We start from the raw sequence: 16602 nt of genomic DNA on the forward strand, positions 1-16602 counted from the left end.
GCATCCTTTTATTCATGGCCAACGATCACAAACGTCAAAAGCTGGCTTCGGCAACCCGGTAAAAGCAGTTTCGTCTATACCGTAAAAGTCTGTGAGCTGATTACCCACATCAAGAGGTTCAAGGCGACCAAAACCCTCGTAAAGGATTTTGGAATGATTGCCGATATCCTTGGCGAGAGAATGGGCTGCTTTCTATTCCAGCTTCCGCCCAGTTACCATTTCACTGAGGCACGACTGAACGGCATTCTCGGCCAACTCGACCCGGCCCGGCGCAATGTGGTGGAGTTTCGTCACGCCAGTTGGTGGAACGAGACCGTATACTCGGCCTTTCGGAATACAGGCACAATCTTTTGCTCATGCAGCGGCCCTCGTCTTCCGGATGTCCTCGTGCGTACAGCCGAGGATGTCTACGTGCGGCTMCACGGTCCAGAGCGCTGGTACCGGCATGATTACACCAGAGACGAGCTAAGCGGATGGGCTGACAAGATCCGCGCCAGTGGAGCAAGAAGAGCCTGGGTTTATTTCAACAACGACTATGAGGGCTTTGCGCCAAGGAACGCCCTGGCAATGCGGCGCTTGCTAGAGGAACACAGATGATCAACCGCCTAGGGGCGRCGAAGACCTAGCATARGCGCGGTCATCKTTGCGCTCGCGCACGCCACCGCCAACAGCGCCACCACGCCAGCAGAGTTGGACGTTYTCTTTGCACGAAATGGGACGTCTCTTGCGGGCGAAGCACTGTGAACCAGCGCGTCCAGATCGGACCTGCTGCCGTGTCGAACGGAATAGGCGCGAGTGAATTCGGCGCCGAGAAGAAAAATCTCCGGCGTCGCTGCTGGCGGTATCGTCGGAGCCCTCACTGATTCCGGCGTCCCGGAGGATGATGCCCACGTCTATGCCGAGGGTGTGCGTCGAGGCGGCACGTTGGTCACTGCCAGGGTCGACGAGAAGTCCTTTCTTGGCGTCAAACCTGCGGTCTTACCCAGCCAAAGAGCTGCTCGCGAATTTCCCGGAGCCTCATGGCGGCGCCTCAGTGGCGGTCCCCGAAGGCGTTCATGCCCTTCTTGATCGCCTTGCGAGCTTCCGCGGCGTTCTGCCAACCTTTGAACTTGATGATCTTGCCGGTTCCCAGCACCGATGAGTGAAAGAACAGCTCGATCTCGCGCCGCAAGTCATCGGGGACATGATCCGCCGCCGGCTCGTCGGGAGCATCTTCTTTGTGGGGACACAAGACATAGCGGTCGTTGCGCAGGACCTTCCCGCCCTCGTCTTTTTGCTTGACGCGCAAGGCGCCCAGCAGATCGCATTTGATCACAACGCCAGGCGCGGTCGATGCCTGATGGATCACAAGCCCATCCAGAGGGTCACCGTCTTCGCCCAACGTAGACGGAATGAAACCCCAATCATAGGGATATGTCATTCCGACCGGTAGGGGCCGGACGTAGCCGAATACCCGCGTTCCTGGATCGAAGGCAAGCTTCGCCGTTGCGCCACGCGGGGTTTCGATCACCACCCGAATGAGGCCCTTGGTGGTTGTTGGCAGCTTCAGGTAGTTGTGCATCGAAATGCCTCTCTTTCGGATTTGGCCGCCGATCTCTGCGGGTCCGTCACCAATCGCTCGGGCACGCGATGGAACTTCAGAGCGCACGGAATGTTCCGAAGAGCCGACTAAGGAGAGGTCCGATATGACAAAAGCATTTTTGCACATGCTGAAGGGAGTGGGTTATCTCATCTCGACGACGAGCGTCATCATGCTCGCTATCGTAAGCTGGTCGAGCGCTTCGAAAAGCGATGTGCTCACAGCCTGCCTGGTTGGCGGCGCAGCCTTGTCCATCATCGGCATGTTTTGCCGCTGGTTGACATATGAGGTGCAATCCATTGATCCAGGAAGTTGACCCCGCGTGTGCTGTCATGGCGATCCGGTCATCGGAGAATGCGATAAGATTCCCAGCACAACCGTGACACCCGAGCCGATGGCTACGTCATCATCTTGAGGCCTGGCGATCACCATAGAGTCACTCGCCAAAACCGCTATTTCGTCCCCTATGATGCCGCAATTCCGTCAAGCGATGACAATTTCCATATCTGCCTGCACCCGACCGAGGAGCACGAAAACTGCTTCTTTGCACCGTCAGAGGCGATGTAGGCTGGCACCAAGCCTATCGGCGACCACCCCGTCTATATTCGCCGGGATCGACAAAGTGCCCTGCCCACAAGTTGCGTTTGAGAATGCGGGCTTCGCGCTCTTCGGCAAGGTATCGAGGCAATTGCTTATCGGCGACCGCCAATCCGTGTTTCACCAGATCGCGTGCGAGATCGATGCCTCCCACGAAGCAGACGCCGGCATCGTTGTCATAGCGGTCCTTGCCTTCGATGGTGCAGGATACATCCCCGGAGGCAATGAGATGGCGAATGTGGTCACGCGCATACCTGCCGCAGGGCCAGATTTTGTCAGCGGCATCAAAACACGGCTGCGAAAGTTCGGGGGCATCGATACCGAGCAACTGAACGCGTTTTTTGTCATGCCAAAGCGTGTCGCCGTCATGAGCAAACCAATGCTCTACGGCRGACACGGGGCCACAGGTGAGCACGAAGGCGAGAGCGAGGATCAACCTACACATGGCCGATGGGCCGTTTCGAAATTTCCCTTTCCGCGATCACATTATACCCTATGAAGCTGGCCGGCCAAGGCATCTGGTTGCGCACGGAGATCGATCAGGATCAACTGATAACGTGGAACGCAAGGGGGCGTTTGCCACCGGATTATATTAGGGGCACATTATATACGGGGCTTGAGGGATCCACCCAAGGGCCCGGCGTCTCGGAGTTCCCAAAACCAAAAGGTTGTCGGGCCCGCCTTTGATCAATCAGTCAGCGGAGGCTGCGAATATGCGAACAATCGATCTTTGTGCGGCCGTCGCTCTGTGCATTGTGCCATCCAGCCAACTACTGGCAGCCGACGAGGTTTCAGTCGAACGCGGTTTGTATATTTCGATCATCGGCGGCTGCCATTTCTGCCACACGGAAGGATACCGGGAAGCCGATGGGAAGATCGATCCCGCGAAGGCGCTCAAAGGCTCCTCCATTGGCTGGCGGGGTCCCTGGGGCACGACCTACGCTGCAAATCTCAGGGATTCGGCAATGGGATTTGATGAGGACGCTTGGGTCAACCACCTCAAGAGCAAGGTCCAATTGCCGCCGATGCCCTGGTACCAAGTCCAAGCCATGACCGAAAGCGACATGCGTTCGGTGTATCTTTACATTAAATCGCTCGGACCACCCGGCGAGTCGGCACCGTTTTACCGGGAGCCCGGCAAGGAGCCGAGGACATCGCAGCTCTTGCTGGTGGGCACGTCGTGTTCATCAGGCGAACTTGACCAGGTCCTTGAAGACCAGATGACCCCAGCTGTTTCCGCGCCTGGACTAGCAGCCCACCTTCCGACAGCCCGCCAAGTTTGATCGGCGAGAAACCGAGCTTTTCCGCGAGCGCAGCAATCTCCGCCGCGGCAGCGTCATCGTCGCTCGCCAGCAACACGACTCTCCTGCCACCATGCACGGCCGGGTCATGGTCAAGGGTGGCAGCGATCAAATGGTTGAAGCCCTTGACCAACCTTGCACCTGAGAAAGTCTGCGCGATGAATCTGGAAGAAGGCTGTCCTTCCAGTTCCTCAGGAGGCACGCCGTAGGCATTGGTCACATCGACGATGGTCTTCCCTTGCCAGGTTGACAGCGCCTTCGCGACATCTGGGTTCGCTTCGAAACGGGCAGCCAAAAAGATGATGTCCGCCTTGACCGCTTCGGCCAGTGTTTTGGGGAGGATCGTGGGTCCGATCGCGGCCGCGTCGGATGCAAAGCTTTCCGGATCGCGCGTAGTCGCAACGGATACTTCAGTTCAGACCTGGGCCATGCCGCCATCGGCCGAGGTCGACGCCGGTGATGAAAGAACTTTCGTCGGAGGCGAGGAACGTGACCGCAGCCGCAATTTCCTCCGGTTGGCCTCTGCGACCCATCGGTATCTGTGAAGCAAACTGGGCGGCCGCTTGCTCGGCTTGCTCAGGGGTGAGGCCCGTCGTCGTCTCTAGCGCGGGAGTCTCGATCGGTCCGGGGCTCACCGTATTCACGCGAATTTGGCGGTCTTTCAGCTCCAGTGTCCAAGCGCGCGCGAAGTTGCGAACAGCCGCCTTGCTCGCGGCGTAGGCGCTAAATCCGGGCACCCCCAACACGTTCGCGACGGAAGATGTCAGGATGCCGCCGAGCGCCTCGGTGTGAACCACTCGACCGTGCTGCGACGCATCGCCCAGCTCGAGGAACGCCTCGGGGTGCACATGTTCGAAAAGTTGCCGTCGGGCTACCGCCTGACGGCTGCGGGCGAGGAGGTCCTCGAGTTTGCGGACCAGATGGAAGCGTCGTCGCACCTGCTGGAGACGCGCGTCTTCGGGCGCGACCAGAGCGTGCGCGGGCTKCTGCGGGTSACGCTGGCACCGCCCCTCGCGACACACCTGCTCATGCCGGACTTCGCCGATTTCGCGCGTCTGCATCCGGACATCGAGATGGAAATCTTGTCGTCCGGCGAGCTGGCAAATCTGACCAACCGAGAGGCCGACGTCGCGATCCGCGTCGTSTAYGACCGCAAAACCCTGCCGCTCAATCTTCACGGCCTGAAGGGACCGGAGCTGTTCGGCGGCGTCTWTATGTCTCGCGATCGACTAGCCGCGTGGCGTGCGGGCGCGCCTGATCCCATCCGSTGGATCGTCATAAGCATTCATGGAATTCCGGATTGGGCCAGMGAGGGTGAGGTTCGCACCACGGGGGTTCCATTCAGGACCACGGACGCCGAGGCGCAGATCGTTGCTGCACGGCAAGGGCTCGGGATGACGACACTGCCGTGCTTCGTTGGCGATGCCGACCCCCTACTGGTGAGGGTGCCGGGTACCGACCTGCACATGTACGGAACGCTCTGGCTTCTCACGCAGGGGGAGACACGCAAGACGAAGCGCGTGCGGCTCTTTACCGAGTTCGTATCCCGCAGGCTCGCCGCGTACGCTCCACTTCTCGCGGGGCTGTCCGTATCGCAGGAGGCGACGGTGCAGCCGTCGCCGGCCAGATGACCAAATGGCGGCTTTTAGCAGCAAGAAACTTTGGCACGCGTGACCGAATGTAGGCGCATTGCGGCCTGGCAGCCCGAGTCAAAAGCTGAATGCAGCTTCTGATTTCCGAAGACGATGGCAACTAGGTCATGCAACTTAATGCCGATCCAAGGGCCGAGCGTCCTGAGGATAACTGAACGAGCGTCTTGCCGTCATATCGCGACCAAGGCCCGCGGGGTGAGGCACGACCGAATTCCATAGCTAACGACCCACAATGTGATAGGGTGGGTCATGTTTTTCGGCCGAGTATGAATTCGGTCGACGTTCCTGCCGAGTGATGGCTCGCTTCGCGAGCTTTCGGCCCTTGAGGGCCAATGTCATGGCATCCGTTTCAACAGTCCACCTGGAAGCGGCGAGCACTCTTGCAGTGGTCGTTTCATCGAACGAGCCGCTCTTGTTCCTGACTGATGATCTCCGGGTTATTGTTGTCAGCGCGTCGTTTTGCCGGACCTTTCAGATCGATCCCGCAGCAGTTGCCGGCAAATTGCTGTCGGAACTCGGCGCGGGCGAATGGGATATGCCGAAGCTGAATTCATTGCTCAAGGCGACCGCCTCGGGCAGCGCTAACATCGAGGCCTACGAGATCGACCTCAAGCGGCCGGGCCAGAAAATCCGGCAGTTGGTGGTGAATGCCCGCGTGCTTGAAGACGGCGACCATTCTCGGATCCGGCTCCTTGTGGCTGTCACCGACGTCACCGACGCTCGCGCCGATGCCCGGCAAAAAGACGATCTTATTCGGGACAAGGCAATCCTGATGCAGGAGGTGCAGCATCGGGTGGCAAATAGCCTGCAGATCATCGCCAGTGTGCTGATGCAGAGCACCCGCAGGGTCCAGTCAGATGAGGCACGCGGCCATCTGACCGACGCCCACAACAGGGTGATGTCGATCGCAGCCGTGCAGCGGCACCTCGCCCAGTCCGGCGCTGCAGGTGTTTCGCTACGGACGTACTTCACCCAGCTTTGTCAAAGCCTTGGCGCCTCAATGATCTCCGACAGGGAGCGGCTCTCTATCGTTGTCACTGTCGACGATAGTGTTGTGAAATCGGACATTTCGATAAGTTTGGGCCTTATCGTGACCGAACTGGTGATCAACGCTCTGAAGCACGCATTTCCGGAGGAGCGGTCCGGCAGGATTTCGGTCGACTTCCGTTCGGACGGACAGGACTGGACCCTTTCGGTTCGGGATGACGGAATTGGCATTCCAACCGGCGACGACGCCGCAAAGGCCGGGCTTGGCACTGGTATCATAGAGGCGCTTGCCAGGAACCTGCAAAGTGACATCAGCGTAGCCGACGGAAAGCCCGGAACCATTGTATCGGTCGCTCACATTGCTGCTGTCAGCGACGACGTGCCGGCGGCAGCATAGCCGGATGACCAGTCCAAAAGCTGCTGACCGAGGGCAACCGTTGCCCAAGGCGAACGTCGGTCCCGCGCAGGCCGCAGAAATCAACACAAACCGCAAGGCCGTCATTCTGATTGTCGAAGACAACGCCGTCATCAGAATGGGCGCGATCGACCTCGTCGTTCATGCCGGTTACGAGGCGCTGGAAGCCACTAATGCCGACGACGCAATTCGGCTCCTGGAGGCGCGAACCGACATCGTTCTGGTGTTCACCGACGTCGGCATGCCCGGCACCATGGATGGTATCAAATTGGCTCACCACATCCGAAACCGATGGCCGCCGGTCAAATTGATCGTCGCTTCCGGCAGGTCGATCGTCGAACAGAGCCGCCTACCTGAAGGAAGTCACTTTTTTCCCAAGCCCTATAATGACGGCACTATTGTCGAACAGATCCGCCGGATGCTGTCGCCGATTGAAACGCGTCCGAAGCTCTAGGCGCGGATCGTCTGACTCATTGTTTCAAGACTTAGGTCGGGCCTCACATCCAGTTGAATTTATGAGATGGAACTAAAACGGGGTCGAAACCGTAGTATGAGCTTGCCTAGACCGTGGCGTGGCAATTCCGAGGGGAGCGTCCAGATGAGTAATGGCGCGGTTCTGGTCGTGGAGGATGAGCAGCTCATCCTGCTCGACGTCGAGTCGGCCTTGGAACAAGCTGGCTTCGAAGTCGTGGCGGCTCACAATGCGGCTCAGGCCATCGCGGCCTAGGCGCGCGATGACAGCGACTCCGGGCCTGACCAGGGTAGAGGCCGGAAGGCCCGCGAAAGCATAGCGTGGATGGTGCCGTCCCGCTCGACGGGGCCGGGCAACTTCGCCGCTCAGGCAGATTTCAGCCGAATTTCATCCGGTTGTCACGACGGCCAACCTGGCCTCCGGCAATGTAACCAAAAGGATGAAAGGATTGATCATGACCGACATGGGAGGCGCAAGGCATTGGGATGAGAACAATTCCCGAAGCTTTCTCGATTACGGGCGCTATTTCGTCCCCGAACGGGAACGCCAGATCGGCATCATCGCCGATCTAATTCCTCCCGTGCAGGGCGGCCTGCTGGTCGAGCTCTGTTCAGGCGAGGGCCTGCTCAGCCGCGCCTTGCTGCAGCGATTTCCGGACTGCAGGGTATTGGCGCTCGACGGCTCGGCGCGGATGCTCGAGCAGACGCGCGAGACCTGTCGCGACCACGCTGACCGCCTGGCCACTGCCGCGTTCGAGCTGGAACATCGTGACTGGCGGAGCTTTCCCGAGCCGCCGCATGCGATTGTCTCGTCGCTCGCCATCCACCACCTCGACGGGCGGCAGAAGCGGATGCTTTTTGCCGACCTTGGGACGGCGCTCAGCCCCGGCGGCGTCCTCGTGGTGGCCGACATCGTGCGCCCGCCGGGGGCGGCCGCTCTCGCCATCGCGGCGCGGCAGTGGGACGAGGCGGTGCGTTCGCGGGCGCTCGCGATCGACGGCGACCTGGCCGCCTTCGCCGAGTTCAACCGCCTCGGCTGGAACTATTTCCGCAACCCCGACGGCGAACCGATCGACAAGCCGTCCTCGCTGGCCGAGCAACTCACCTGGCTTGCGCAAGCGGGCTTCACTGAAGTCGACTGCGCCTGGCTGTTCGCCGGCCACGCCATCTTCAGCGGGCGAAAGCCTTGATGTCTTGGGGCGGGCGTGATGTCTTCGAGCATGCGATGGCCGTGACAGTCTCCTAGCCGTCGCGCGGATCGAATTGGTTGACGTCTCCTCGAGGGGCGACATGACGACGTTCGAATTCTCCGGCCACAGGCTCGATCTGCACAGGGGCAGACTGCAGAGGGGCGGGCACGACGTCGACCTGCGCGCCAAGTCGCTTTCGCTGCTTACCTACCTCCTGGAAAATGCCGGCCGCGTCATCGGCAAGGACGAGTTGGTCAATGCGGTCTGGCCGAACATCGCCGTTTCCGACGATTCGCTTACCCAATGCATGAAGGACATCCGCAAGGCGCTCGGCGCCGAGGCCGATGGCCTGATCCGCACCGTGCTGCGGCGGGGCTATGTGATCGACGAGGAGCGCGTGCGCCGCCTCGATGATCACCCCGCGGCCGGGGCCGGCGAAGGGTCCGCCGACGACAAGCCTTCGATCGCGGTGCTGCCCTTCGAGAATCTCAGCGGCGACCCGGCGCAGGACTATTTCGCCGACGGCATGGTCGACGAGATCATCACAGCGCTATCGCGCATGCGCTGGCTGTTCGTCATCGCCCGCAATTCGAGCTTCGCCTACAAGGGGCAGGCCGACGGCGTGAAACGCGCCGGAGCCGAACTCGGCGTGCGCTACGTGCTGACCGGCAGCGTTCGCAAGGCCGGCGACCACATCCGCCTTACGGGACAACTCATCGATCAGTCGTCCGGCAAGACGATCTGGGCCGACCGCTACGACGGAACCATGGCCGACGTGTTCGACCTCCAAGACCGGTTCGCCGAGAGTGTCGTCGGCGCCATCCAGCCCTCCATCCTGTCGGCCGAGATCGAGCGGTCGCGGCGCAAGCGGCCGGAAAGCCTCGCCGCCTACGACTACGTGCTGCGCGCCTTTCCGCTCGCCTGGTCGCTCGAGCGGGCGCAGAACGAGGAGGCCGGGACACTGCTTGAACGGGCGATCGCGATCGAGCCTGATTATGCGCTGGCGCTTTCGCTGCTGGCCTGGTGCCATCTGCAGCGTGTCACCTACCACTGGACCGAAACGCCGGCCGCGTCCCGGGAAGAGGGCCTGCGCCTGGCGCAGAAGGGGGCGGCGCTGTCCGGCGACGACCCGATGGTGCTTGCGGTGCTCGGCGCCGCGCATTCCTTCGCCCGCGACTTTGATGTCGCCGACATGCATCTGACACGGGCGCGCACGCTCGATCCGAATTCCGCCTGGGCCTGGCTGCGCAGCGGCTGGCTTGACGTCTATCGCGAGCGGCCCGAGGCGGCGATCGAGAAGTTCGAGCATTTCGAACGGCTGAGCCCGCGCGACCCGATGGGCTACATGGCCGAACTCGGCATCGGCGCCGCCCATTTCATTACCGGGCGCTACGAAGAAGCATTGGTCATGACGCGGCGCGGGGTCAGCCGGCACCCTGGCGCCACCTGGGCGCTACGCTGGTTGGTGATGACGCTGGTCCATGCCGGCCGCAAGGATGAAGCCCGGCGCGTGTGCGGCAGGCTGCTGGAAAGCCATCCGGGGCTGACGGTCGCCACGATCTGGGACCAGCTGCCTTTCGAAGCGGGCACGCGGGAGCGCGTTGCCGCCAGCCTGCGCGAGGCCGGCCTGCCGGACTGATATCGTGTCGACGACCGGGGGCCGGTGCCCGCCTGCCGATTTCGTCACAATTTCCCTCGAGTTTCACCTGGGCCTCACGATCTCCGGCCGGGTGCCGACTAATCTCATCCTTGCTGTCGCTCAAGGACAGTTCGAGGATGGAGACAACACCATGACCACGCTGGTTCCTTTCATCGGTCTCGCAGCCGATTGCCGGTCGCATGCTTCTCCCTCGCGGCCTTTCCGGATGCTGGCCGCCGTGACGTCGGCGCTGCTGTGGCTGCCGCGCTTCTGGAGGGCTCGCAGGGACCTCGCCGCCTTTGCCGCCATGAGCGAATGCGAGCGTCGCGATATCGGCGTTACCGCCTTTGACATCGAAAATATGCTGGTATTGCCAGTCGACCGCGACCCCACCGAAGTGCTCGCGCGGGTCGTGGACGATCGCCGCCGTCGCCGTGAATCCTGAGCTCCAGTCCCGCCAAAGCCGAAGGGTGGGCGCCATGAGCACCCGCTCTGGGGCGCCAGCCCGACGAAATGATGGTCAAACACTATGGTCGCTTCCTGCCCAGGACAAAGCGGCTCTGGCGGCGAGGATTCTGAGGGTGTGGGAAGCAGCATGATCTGGTGGGCAGCATTTGCTGATGGTGTGGTTAGTTAAAAGTTGATCGCCCCGCAAGACCTTCTCCGAACCGTTTCAGGCACTCGCCAATCATAGACTGCCGAACTGGACCGTGGTCTTATGAGGGGCTGTTCCAACTGTGCGATGGCGGTCGAGTTCATGGAACTTCAAGGTTCGGACGTATCTGCTCCACCTGTCGGGCTTGGGGCTATCATTTTCCGCAGTATCAGTGCTCGTCATGCTCGTAAGGCATAGTTGGGGAAGCAGGCTTTCCAATTTCGACGTGCATCTTCTTGTGAGCTATATCTCCGGGCGTTTCGCGGTGGCTGTCGGCGCGGTTCTACCGGCTCTCGCGGCGCAATTTGGTGAGCAGACTTCGGCATGGAAGCTTCCGCGCCGTGCTGATGTTGTGGCTAATTAAACGACGTGCAATGGTCGTGAGCCGGTAGGATCGCTATCCTAGCCAGGGGCGCAGGGGGCGATCATGTCATCCAAGTTGAAACCAAGGATGGGCCGAAGATAGTCAGCGCTCGGGCAATCCCGCCAGCTTCAAGCCTTCGACCACTTGGTCTGCCCATTCCGGCGTGTTCCGGAAGATAGGCAGCGACCGGAATCGCTCGATCGTGAAACTCGGCTGGGCGGCCAGGAGCTTTTGCGCGGCCCAGCGGGCGGTCACCAGGTCGCCGCCCATCGCCGACCAGGCGGCGAGATAGCGATAGGACGTGATGATGTCGGGGTGGGCGGCGATGACGTCACGGGCGATCGCGACGGCCTGGGAAAGGGAGCCCGTCTTAGCCAAGGCGTAGCCCATTCCCAGCCTCACGGCGAACGCGAACGGATCCATTGGGCTCAGCGCCATCGCTCGCTGGAACCGGTCCGGGGCCAGGGCGACTTCGCCTCTGTAGATTGCGATCCAGCCATGGCGTGCCCATGCCCAAGCATTGTTCGGATCGAGCATGAGCGCCTTTTCGATGAAGGTGGCGGCGCGCTCCTGGTCACCGCCCATGCTCAATGCCGCGCCGGCGGCGGTCAACGCGGTTGGATCGTCGCCGATCGAGCCGGCTGCCTCGACCGCCGCGACCGCCTTTTCCAGCTCGCTTTCCGGCTGCTCGGCCCATAGAAACACGGCGTTCGAAGCGTGGCACCAGGCCAGAAGCGCATGCGCGCGGCCATAGGCCGGATCGACCGCGATCGCTTTCTTGAGCAGCTCTATTGCCAGGTCGTTGGTGTCCTTGCGGCGGCCCCAAATGTTTGGATAGGCGCGCATGACGAGATCATAGGCCCTGAGGCTGGTCGGCGGCTTGCGCCTGGCCAGCTCGATCTCGGCGCCGCGGATGGCCGGATGGATGGCGCCCGCCACCTGCGCCGCGATCCTGTCCTGGAACTCGAAAACGTCCTCGGTCGCACCCTCGTAGCGCTCGGACCATAATTGTGTCCGCGTCTCGGCATCGACCAGTTGCACGGAAATGCGCAGCCGATTGCCGCCCCGCCGAACGGTGCCTTCGACCACGTAGRCGACGCTGAGTTCCCGGCCGACCTCGCGCACGTCGGCGAAGCGGCCCTTGTAGGTGAATGCGGACTGGCGGGCGATGACGAAGAAGTCCCGGATGCGGGAAAGCGCGGCGGTGATCTCCTCGACAACGCCGTCGGCAAAATACTCGTCCTCCGCCCCGCCGAGGTTGTCGAAAGGCATCACTGCCACCGACGGCTGGTCATGCGGTCTCGCCGGCGTGGCGATAGGCTGAGGCGGCTGGGCGGTGTCGTGCGCCGACGCGGTCTGGCGATTTCCGCCCCGCGTCTGCAGCGACGCCACCAGTGACAGCGTCTGTGCCTCGGGTTCCACGCCCAGATGCTTCTTCAGCAGCGCGCGGCAGGTCTCGAACTGACGCAGGGCCGCATTTTCGTGGCCCCTCGCAGCGTGGATGCGCATCAAGGCGCGATGCGCCGGCTCGGCGGCCGGATCCGAGGCAAGCAGCCTTTCGGCAAGCCGTTCGCAAGCCGCTTCGTCCGCGGATCCGGCTCCGGGCTTCTCCAGGCTCAGGCGCTCCACCAGCTGCTGCGCCTTCTGCCGGTATCTGACCTGGTATGGGCTGAACCATTCATCCAGTCCGTCCGGAATGGCCTCCCCCGCGAGCACATCACCGCGATAGAGGTCGGCGGCAAAGGCGAGGTCCGTCGTCCCGCTCTCGGCGAGCTTCCGCTCGAAGAGCCAGATGTCGGCTTCGTCCGAGCCGGCCGTCAGCGCAACCGTTTCCTGATCCCCCTCGATGGAAATGGCTGCATTGCCGGCGGCGGGAAACCACCGACGGATGTCGGCCAGCGCCTGGCGCAGGCTGTTGCGCGACTGCGCATCGCCTCGTCCCGGCCAAAACCCTTCGCAAAGCCGTTCGCGAGTGGCGCCGCGGCGACCCGCCAGGACCAGGGCGGCAAAAAGCAGCGCCGACTTGCGCGTTGCGAAGCGGACGGGCTGGCCCTCTCCGGACATCACTTCGAGACCGCCAAGCAACCGGATACGCACGACCGCTCTCCAGATTTCGAACGCGCCAGCAGAATAGCATCTTCGCCGGTCGATTTAACGCAGATTTAACGGCGGTCCATCGGACTTCCCGCGATTGTTCACGCCCGGCTGAACAACCGCAAATCGCCCCCGTGACAAGCTGCGCCCGTAATCTGGAACAGGAGAGCAAAATGGCTCGCACCGAAGCTCACGCAGAGACCTGCACATCGAAACACCGGCTGCTTGAGAAAGCGTCGAACAGCATGGCAGCAGCAGTCGCAGCCTTCACAGCCTGGCGGCGGACCGTTGCAGGGCGCAGGGCGTTAGCAGACCTGACGTCCGATCAGTTGAAGGACATCGGCTGTCAGGAGGTCCGCAGATCTACGTTCTTCGTCAGGGTCGGGGTCGGCCTCATGACGGACCTGATGTCGATGAGGTGAGGCGGAACCAGATGGCAAAGGCGCTGCGAGCGTCGCCGGTAGGCAGGCAGAATTCAGCAAAAAATCAGCAGCCGTTCCGGACGAGAGGCAGCTCTTGGCGGCGGCCATGCTTGCGGAACAACCGGCGAGCAGTCGGCACCTGCTGCCGCCGTCAACATTGGAGGTCGATCATGCATGTGAAGGCTGATGCGCCGGTTGCGTCCACCACACTGACGCGAGGGGAAGCACTTAGCATCCTTTCTGCGGGCATAGCCGGCCCATGCTGCGGCGAGGCCCATGAGATGTTGGCCTGGCTCTACCTGCTGACACCTTGCGAGGCGGGCGCTGAACCGCCCGCCGAACGCCCCCGCCTATGGCTTCGCTAGGGGGAACGTCTACGTCAGTTGCGGCAGCTATTCGCCCTCTGCCTAAGGAGGGCGTCAGCTTGCGCGCTTCGCTTGTTCCGGATTTCCATTCGCCATTTTGGTAGCGAGCGCGACAAGCCGCAGGACTGCGCGCTTCGGATTCGATTCCAGCCACACGACTCTGATCGAACTGAAAGAGCCCTTACCTTCAAGCGGCTTCCATATGGCAGAACCGAAGGCGGCTGCCTTGGCGAAGCTTTCGCCCGCAAGCATTACCTCTTGACCGAGTTGCACCTTCAGAGTGGCTGTTGCCTGGCCGGTGCTGCAAATCTGGATTGCCGGGCCGATATGTTCGGAAATGTGCTCTGGCCGCTGCGAGACCAGGGGCGTTGTCTCGGGTCCGGCCGGGACCAAAAGGCGCACGCTTGCCAGGTCTGCCCACGTGACAGCCAACTTGGCAGCAAGGCCATGGTCGGCGGGCAGGAGAACGAAGAAGCGCTCACGCCAGAACACCTCGCTCCGGCACCGGGTGGCAACTCCTGTCTCATTGGTGAAGACGATATCGAGTCTGCGCTTGCGAATTGCCGCCTGACCCAGTCCTTGCGCAACATCCTCGATGGACAGGCTGACTTCGGGATACACTCTACCGAAACGCAGGATGAGCCGCAGCAGGATGAGCGCGCGGCATAGAGGGGGGCGAATGCCGGCGAGCGGAGCTGGGCTGCGCGCCGAGCGGGGCGTGTCGGATCAGGTCGGATTGTGATGTTTAGCACCGCCTTGCGAGCGGGCGGCCCCGCCCTGCGCAGGCGGCAATCGCGGGGGGAGAGATGGCCAAGACCATCTCTTCCCTTTTTGCGACTATTCCCTTTGTCGGAGAGACCTCGGCCGTGTGGGACTCGCTCTCGCGATGTAGGGCAGTGCCCCGGCTTCCCTCTAAAAAGGCAGCCGTAGGAGCGTCAGCCATTGCGGCGCCGCAGGCGCGACGCGGGACCGACTGCAACGACGAGACCGGTTAAGAGGGTAGCCGAAGGAGCGTCAGCATAGCGCCGCCAGAGGCGGGACGCGGGACCGACGACCCCCGGCGAGGAGTGCCGTTCGAGTTCGCGCTAGTTCGTCACGGAATGGCCGAAGTTTCTTTTCTTGCGAGCCCGGTCCATTCTTATCTCGACGACGATCGCAGCAGGGCGCTAGGATGACCTCACACAACCATCCTATTTATACGCTCTGACCGCAATTTACCGCAGGGCTTGATCGGCGCCCTTCCGGCGGCGGCTGATACAATCTAGACCTGATCTCTGAACGGAAGTCCGCGCACAAGGGCGGCCACATGCCGGCGGCGAGATCATGAAAAGCGACAGCCTCTCCTATCCTCCTCGTGGCCTCTCACGCGAAGAAGCCGCCCGCTACGTCGGCGTAGGCATCACTAAATTCGACCAGATGGTTGCTGATCGCCGCATGCCGAAACCGAAGAAAGTTGACGGCCGCGTGATTTGGGATCGGCTCAAACTCGAAGCGGCATTTGGCGAACTACCTGGAGACGATGAAGAAAATATCGTCGACTTCCTGTTGCAAGGGAATCATCGCAGGGAATAGATTCATTCTGTCATGACCGACAAATATCCCGGCCTGTCCTCCTACACCGACCGCCATGGCAAAGTTCGCTGGCGCTATCGGACGCAGGAGCGTGTGGTTAGCCTGCCGGCCCCCAATCAGGCGGGTTTCAAGGAGGCCTACCAAGCAGCGGTCGAGGGCCGGAAAGTCCCCAAGGCTCCCGTCGCTCGTTTGCCTGGAGCCGCCCTGCCCGGCACGTTTGGAGCGGCCTTTCAACGGTTGAAGATCTCAGTCAAGTGGTTGGCGCTTGACGAAGCCAGCAAGCGCAAAAACACGCGGCTRATCGAGGAATTTCTAGAACTGCGAGTGGTCGCTGATCACCCGCTCGTCTGGCGGGATGTAGCGGTTAAGAACCTTCGACGTATCCATATCGAAGAGCTTCTTGGCCGCTTCATCGCCACCCCTCATAAGGCCAAGCATCTGCTGGTGGGCATACGCAAGCTGGTCTATGTGGCGCTGCGGCAAGACTGGATCGAAATCGATCCCACAGCGGCGGTTGAGTGGCGGCCCGCCTATGCCGGTTGGAAAGCATGGTCGCGCGAGGCGATGGCGCAATTCGAAAACCGTTGGCAGCCCGGCACGGCGGCACGCACCTGTTACGGCTTGGCGCTTTGGCTCGGCAATCGCCGCGGCGACGTCGCGGGCCTGCGCTGGGATCAGAGGGTCACCCGCCGCGTCTTCATCGACGGTGTCGAGCGTCACTTCGACGGATTTGATATCGTTCAGGCCAAGAACAAGGGACGAACAGGCGGCAAACGGCTTTTCGTGCCGATCACACCGATGCTGTCCGAGATCCTGGATGCGGCCGACAGGCGCGGCGAGACCGTTCTGGTCAACGGCTACGGTGAGCCGTTCTCCGCCAAGTCGCTGACTGGAATGATGGCGCATTGGTGCAAGCTTGCCGATCTTCCGAAGGGGTTGACACTGCATGGCTTGCGGAAGTCGCTCGGTGTTTATCTGGCGGAGGCCGAGGCCTCAACGAGACAGCTCATGGACGTGCTCGGTCACGACGATATCGACCATGCCGAGCTTTATTCGCGCGAGGCATCGCAGGTTCGCCTGGCAGTCCAAGGGATGGATCGAGTCGTGCGTCTCGTGACGCGCAAGCCGATGCTTGGCGAACCTATTGGCGAACCTCGTGGCGAACCCCCCTCTAAAGCATTGATAAATAACGACAATGGTGGGCCCGGAGGGACTCGAACCCCCAACCAAGCGGTTATGAGCCGCCGGCTCTAACCATTGAGCTACAGGCCCCACGCGGGCTGGATTAATGTTTTTCGC

14 protein-coding genes, 1 tRNA gene and 4 pseudogenes are annotated in these 16602 nt (G+C 61.6%); 12 read left to right on the top strand and 7 right to left on the bottom strand.

Annotation, left to right across the window (positions count from 1 at the left end; all coding sequences use genetic code 11):
- A partial coding sequence (locus tag AC1D0I_RS25855; RefSeq protein WP_477398671.1) for a DUF72 domain-containing protein occupies nt 1-597 on the top strand: 597 nt, incomplete at its 5' end.
- 433 nt (nt 598-1030) lie between these two features.
- On the opposite strand, the gene AC1D0I_RS25860 is transcribed toward AC1D0I_RS25855, so the two are convergent.
- Nucleotides 1031-1561: an inorganic diphosphatase gene (locus tag AC1D0I_RS25860; protein WP_477308075.1), complete on the bottom strand. Its 531-nt coding sequence runs from the start codon at nt 1559-1561 to the stop codon at nt 1031-1033.
- Nucleotides 1562-1685: 124 nt separating this feature from the next.
- Between AC1D0I_RS25860 and AC1D0I_RS25865 the strand changes: the two genes are divergently transcribed.
- On the top strand, nt 1686-1895 hold the full coding sequence (locus AC1D0I_RS25865) for a hypothetical protein (RefSeq protein ID WP_477308077.1): 210 nt from the start codon (nt 1686-1688) through the stop codon (nt 1893-1895).
- A gap of 264 nt (nt 1896-2159) precedes the next feature.
- Here AC1D0I_RS25865 and AC1D0I_RS25870 read toward each other — a convergent pair whose 3' ends face one another.
- The 3 genes and pseudogenes from AC1D0I_RS25870 to AC1D0I_RS25880 form a co-directional block, all read right to left on the bottom strand.
- Entirely contained in the window at nt 2160-2612 is a 453-nt protein-coding gene (locus AC1D0I_RS25870; RefSeq protein WP_477308079.1) for a thermonuclease family protein, read from the bottom strand.
- Between the two features lie 751 nt (nt 2613-3363).
- Nucleotides 3364-3889 (bottom strand): annotated as a pseudogene (locus AC1D0I_RS25875) (NADPH-dependent F420 reductase); the annotation flags it as partial.
- 3 nt (nt 3890-3892) lie between these two features.
- Nucleotides 3893-4247 (bottom strand): annotated as a pseudogene (locus tag AC1D0I_RS25880) (SDR family NAD(P)-dependent oxidoreductase); the annotation flags it as partial.
- Here AC1D0I_RS25880 and AC1D0I_RS25885 point away from each other — a divergent pair.
- The 7 genes and pseudogenes from AC1D0I_RS25885 to AC1D0I_RS25915 all read left to right on the top strand — a co-directional run.
- A pseudogene (locus AC1D0I_RS25885) lies at nt 4242-5108 on the top strand (LysR family transcriptional regulator); the annotation flags it as partial. The pseudogenes AC1D0I_RS25880 and AC1D0I_RS25885 sit on opposite strands and share 6 nt — an antisense overlap.
- Before the next feature lie 358 nt (nt 5109-5466).
- Nucleotides 5467-6513, top strand: coding sequence for a sensor histidine kinase (locus AC1D0I_RS25890; RefSeq protein ID WP_477300614.1), 1047 nt, complete (start codon nt 5467-5469; stop codon nt 6511-6513).
- Between the two features lie 79 nt (nt 6514-6592).
- Nucleotides 6593-6985 (top strand): response regulator, encoded by a 393-nt coding sequence (locus AC1D0I_RS25895; RefSeq protein ID WP_477301154.1) that lies wholly within the window; start codon nt 6593-6595, stop codon nt 6983-6985.
- A 144-nt stretch (nt 6986-7129) separates the two neighbouring features.
- Nucleotides 7130-7258, top strand: coding sequence for a hypothetical protein (locus tag AC1D0I_RS25900; protein WP_477300612.1), 129 nt, complete (start codon nt 7130-7132; stop codon nt 7256-7258).
- 199 nt (nt 7259-7457) lie between these two features.
- Nucleotides 7458-8192, top strand: coding sequence for a class I SAM-dependent methyltransferase (locus tag AC1D0I_RS25905; protein WP_477301152.1), 735 nt, complete (start codon nt 7458-7460; stop codon nt 8190-8192).
- Between the two features lie 100 nt (nt 8193-8292).
- Complete coding sequence (locus tag AC1D0I_RS25910; protein ID WP_477300610.1) at nt 8293-9831, top strand: winged helix-turn-helix domain-containing protein; 1539 nt, start codon at nt 8293-8295, stop codon at nt 9829-9831.
- 151 nt (nt 9832-9982) lie between these two features.
- On the top strand, nt 9983-10276 hold the full coding sequence (locus tag AC1D0I_RS25915; protein ID WP_096454710.1) for a hypothetical protein: 294 nt from the start codon (nt 9983-9985) through the stop codon (nt 10274-10276).
- A gap of 676 nt (nt 10277-10952) precedes the next feature.
- Here the strand turns inward: AC1D0I_RS25915 and AC1D0I_RS25920 are convergent.
- Nucleotides 10953-12947 carry a BTAD domain-containing putative transcriptional regulator gene (locus tag AC1D0I_RS25920; protein ID WP_477398673.1) on the bottom strand — a complete coding sequence of 665 codons (1995 nt, stop codon included), beginning with the start codon at nt 12945-12947 and terminating at the stop codon, nt 10953-10955.
- 170 nt (nt 12948-13117) lie between these two features.
- Between AC1D0I_RS25920 and AC1D0I_RS25925 the strand changes: the two genes are divergently transcribed.
- Nucleotides 13118-13366 carry a YjiS-like domain-containing protein gene (locus AC1D0I_RS25925; RefSeq protein ID WP_477300606.1) on the top strand — a complete coding sequence of 83 codons (249 nt, stop codon included), beginning with the start codon at nt 13118-13120 and terminating at the stop codon, nt 13364-13366.
- 419 nt (nt 13367-13785) lie between these two features.
- On the opposite strand, the gene AC1D0I_RS25930 is transcribed toward AC1D0I_RS25925, so the two are convergent.
- Nucleotides 13786-14412, bottom strand: coding sequence for a LysR substrate-binding domain-containing protein (locus AC1D0I_RS25930; protein WP_477398720.1), 627 nt, complete (start codon nt 14410-14412; stop codon nt 13786-13788).
- A gap of 642 nt (nt 14413-15054) precedes the next feature.
- Between AC1D0I_RS25930 and AC1D0I_RS25935 the strand changes: the two genes are divergently transcribed.
- Together AC1D0I_RS25935 and AC1D0I_RS25940 are read left to right on the top strand one after the other, a co-directional pair.
- Nucleotides 15055-15303: a hypothetical protein gene (locus AC1D0I_RS25935; protein WP_082048681.1), complete on the top strand. Its 249-nt coding sequence runs from the start codon at nt 15055-15057 to the stop codon at nt 15301-15303.
- Nucleotides 15304-15867: 564 nt separating this feature from the next.
- A pseudogene (locus AC1D0I_RS25940) lies at nt 15868-16308 on the top strand (tyrosine-type recombinase/integrase); the annotation flags it as partial.
- Between the two features lie 191 nt (nt 16309-16499).
- Here the strand turns inward: AC1D0I_RS25940 and AC1D0I_RS25945 are convergent.
- Nucleotides 16500-16575 (bottom strand) — tRNA-Ile (locus tag AC1D0I_RS25945).
- Nucleotides 16576-16602: the final 27 nt, after the last annotated feature.

It is taken from the genome of Mesorhizobium sp. P2_D1 (assembly GCF_056404455.1).

Bases quoted from the DNA above. Each gene is read 5' to 3' on its own strand.
- AC1D0I_RS25860 (WP_477308075.1), bottom strand. From the start codon at position 1,561: ATGCACAACTACCTGAAGCTGCCAACAACCACCAAGGGCCTCATTCGG.
- AC1D0I_RS25865 (WP_477308077.1), top strand. From the start codon at position 1,686: ATGACAAAAGCATTTTTGCACATGCTGAAGGGAGTGGGTTATCTCATC.
- AC1D0I_RS25890 (WP_477300614.1), top strand. From the start codon at position 5,467: ATGGCATCCGTTTCAACAGTCCACCTGGAAGCGGCGAGCACTCTTGCA.
- AC1D0I_RS25900 (WP_477300612.1), top strand. From the start codon at position 7,130: ATGAGTAATGGCGCGGTTCTGGTCGTGGAGGATGAGCAGCTCATCCTG.
- AC1D0I_RS25905 (WP_477301152.1), top strand. From the start codon at position 7,458: ATGACCGACATGGGAGGCGCAAGGCATTGGGATGAGAACAATTCCCGA.
- AC1D0I_RS25910 (WP_477300610.1), top strand. From the start codon at position 8,293: ATGACGACGTTCGAATTCTCCGGCCACAGGCTCGATCTGCACAGGGGC.
- AC1D0I_RS25915 (WP_096454710.1), top strand. From the start codon at position 9,983: ATGACCACGCTGGTTCCTTTCATCGGTCTCGCAGCCGATTGCCGGTCG.
- AC1D0I_RS25925 (WP_477300606.1), top strand. From the start codon at position 13,118: ATGGCTCGCACCGAAGCTCACGCAGAGACCTGCACATCGAAACACCGG.
- AC1D0I_RS25935 (WP_082048681.1), top strand. From the start codon at position 15,055: ATGAAAAGCGACAGCCTCTCCTATCCTCCTCGTGGCCTCTCACGCGAA.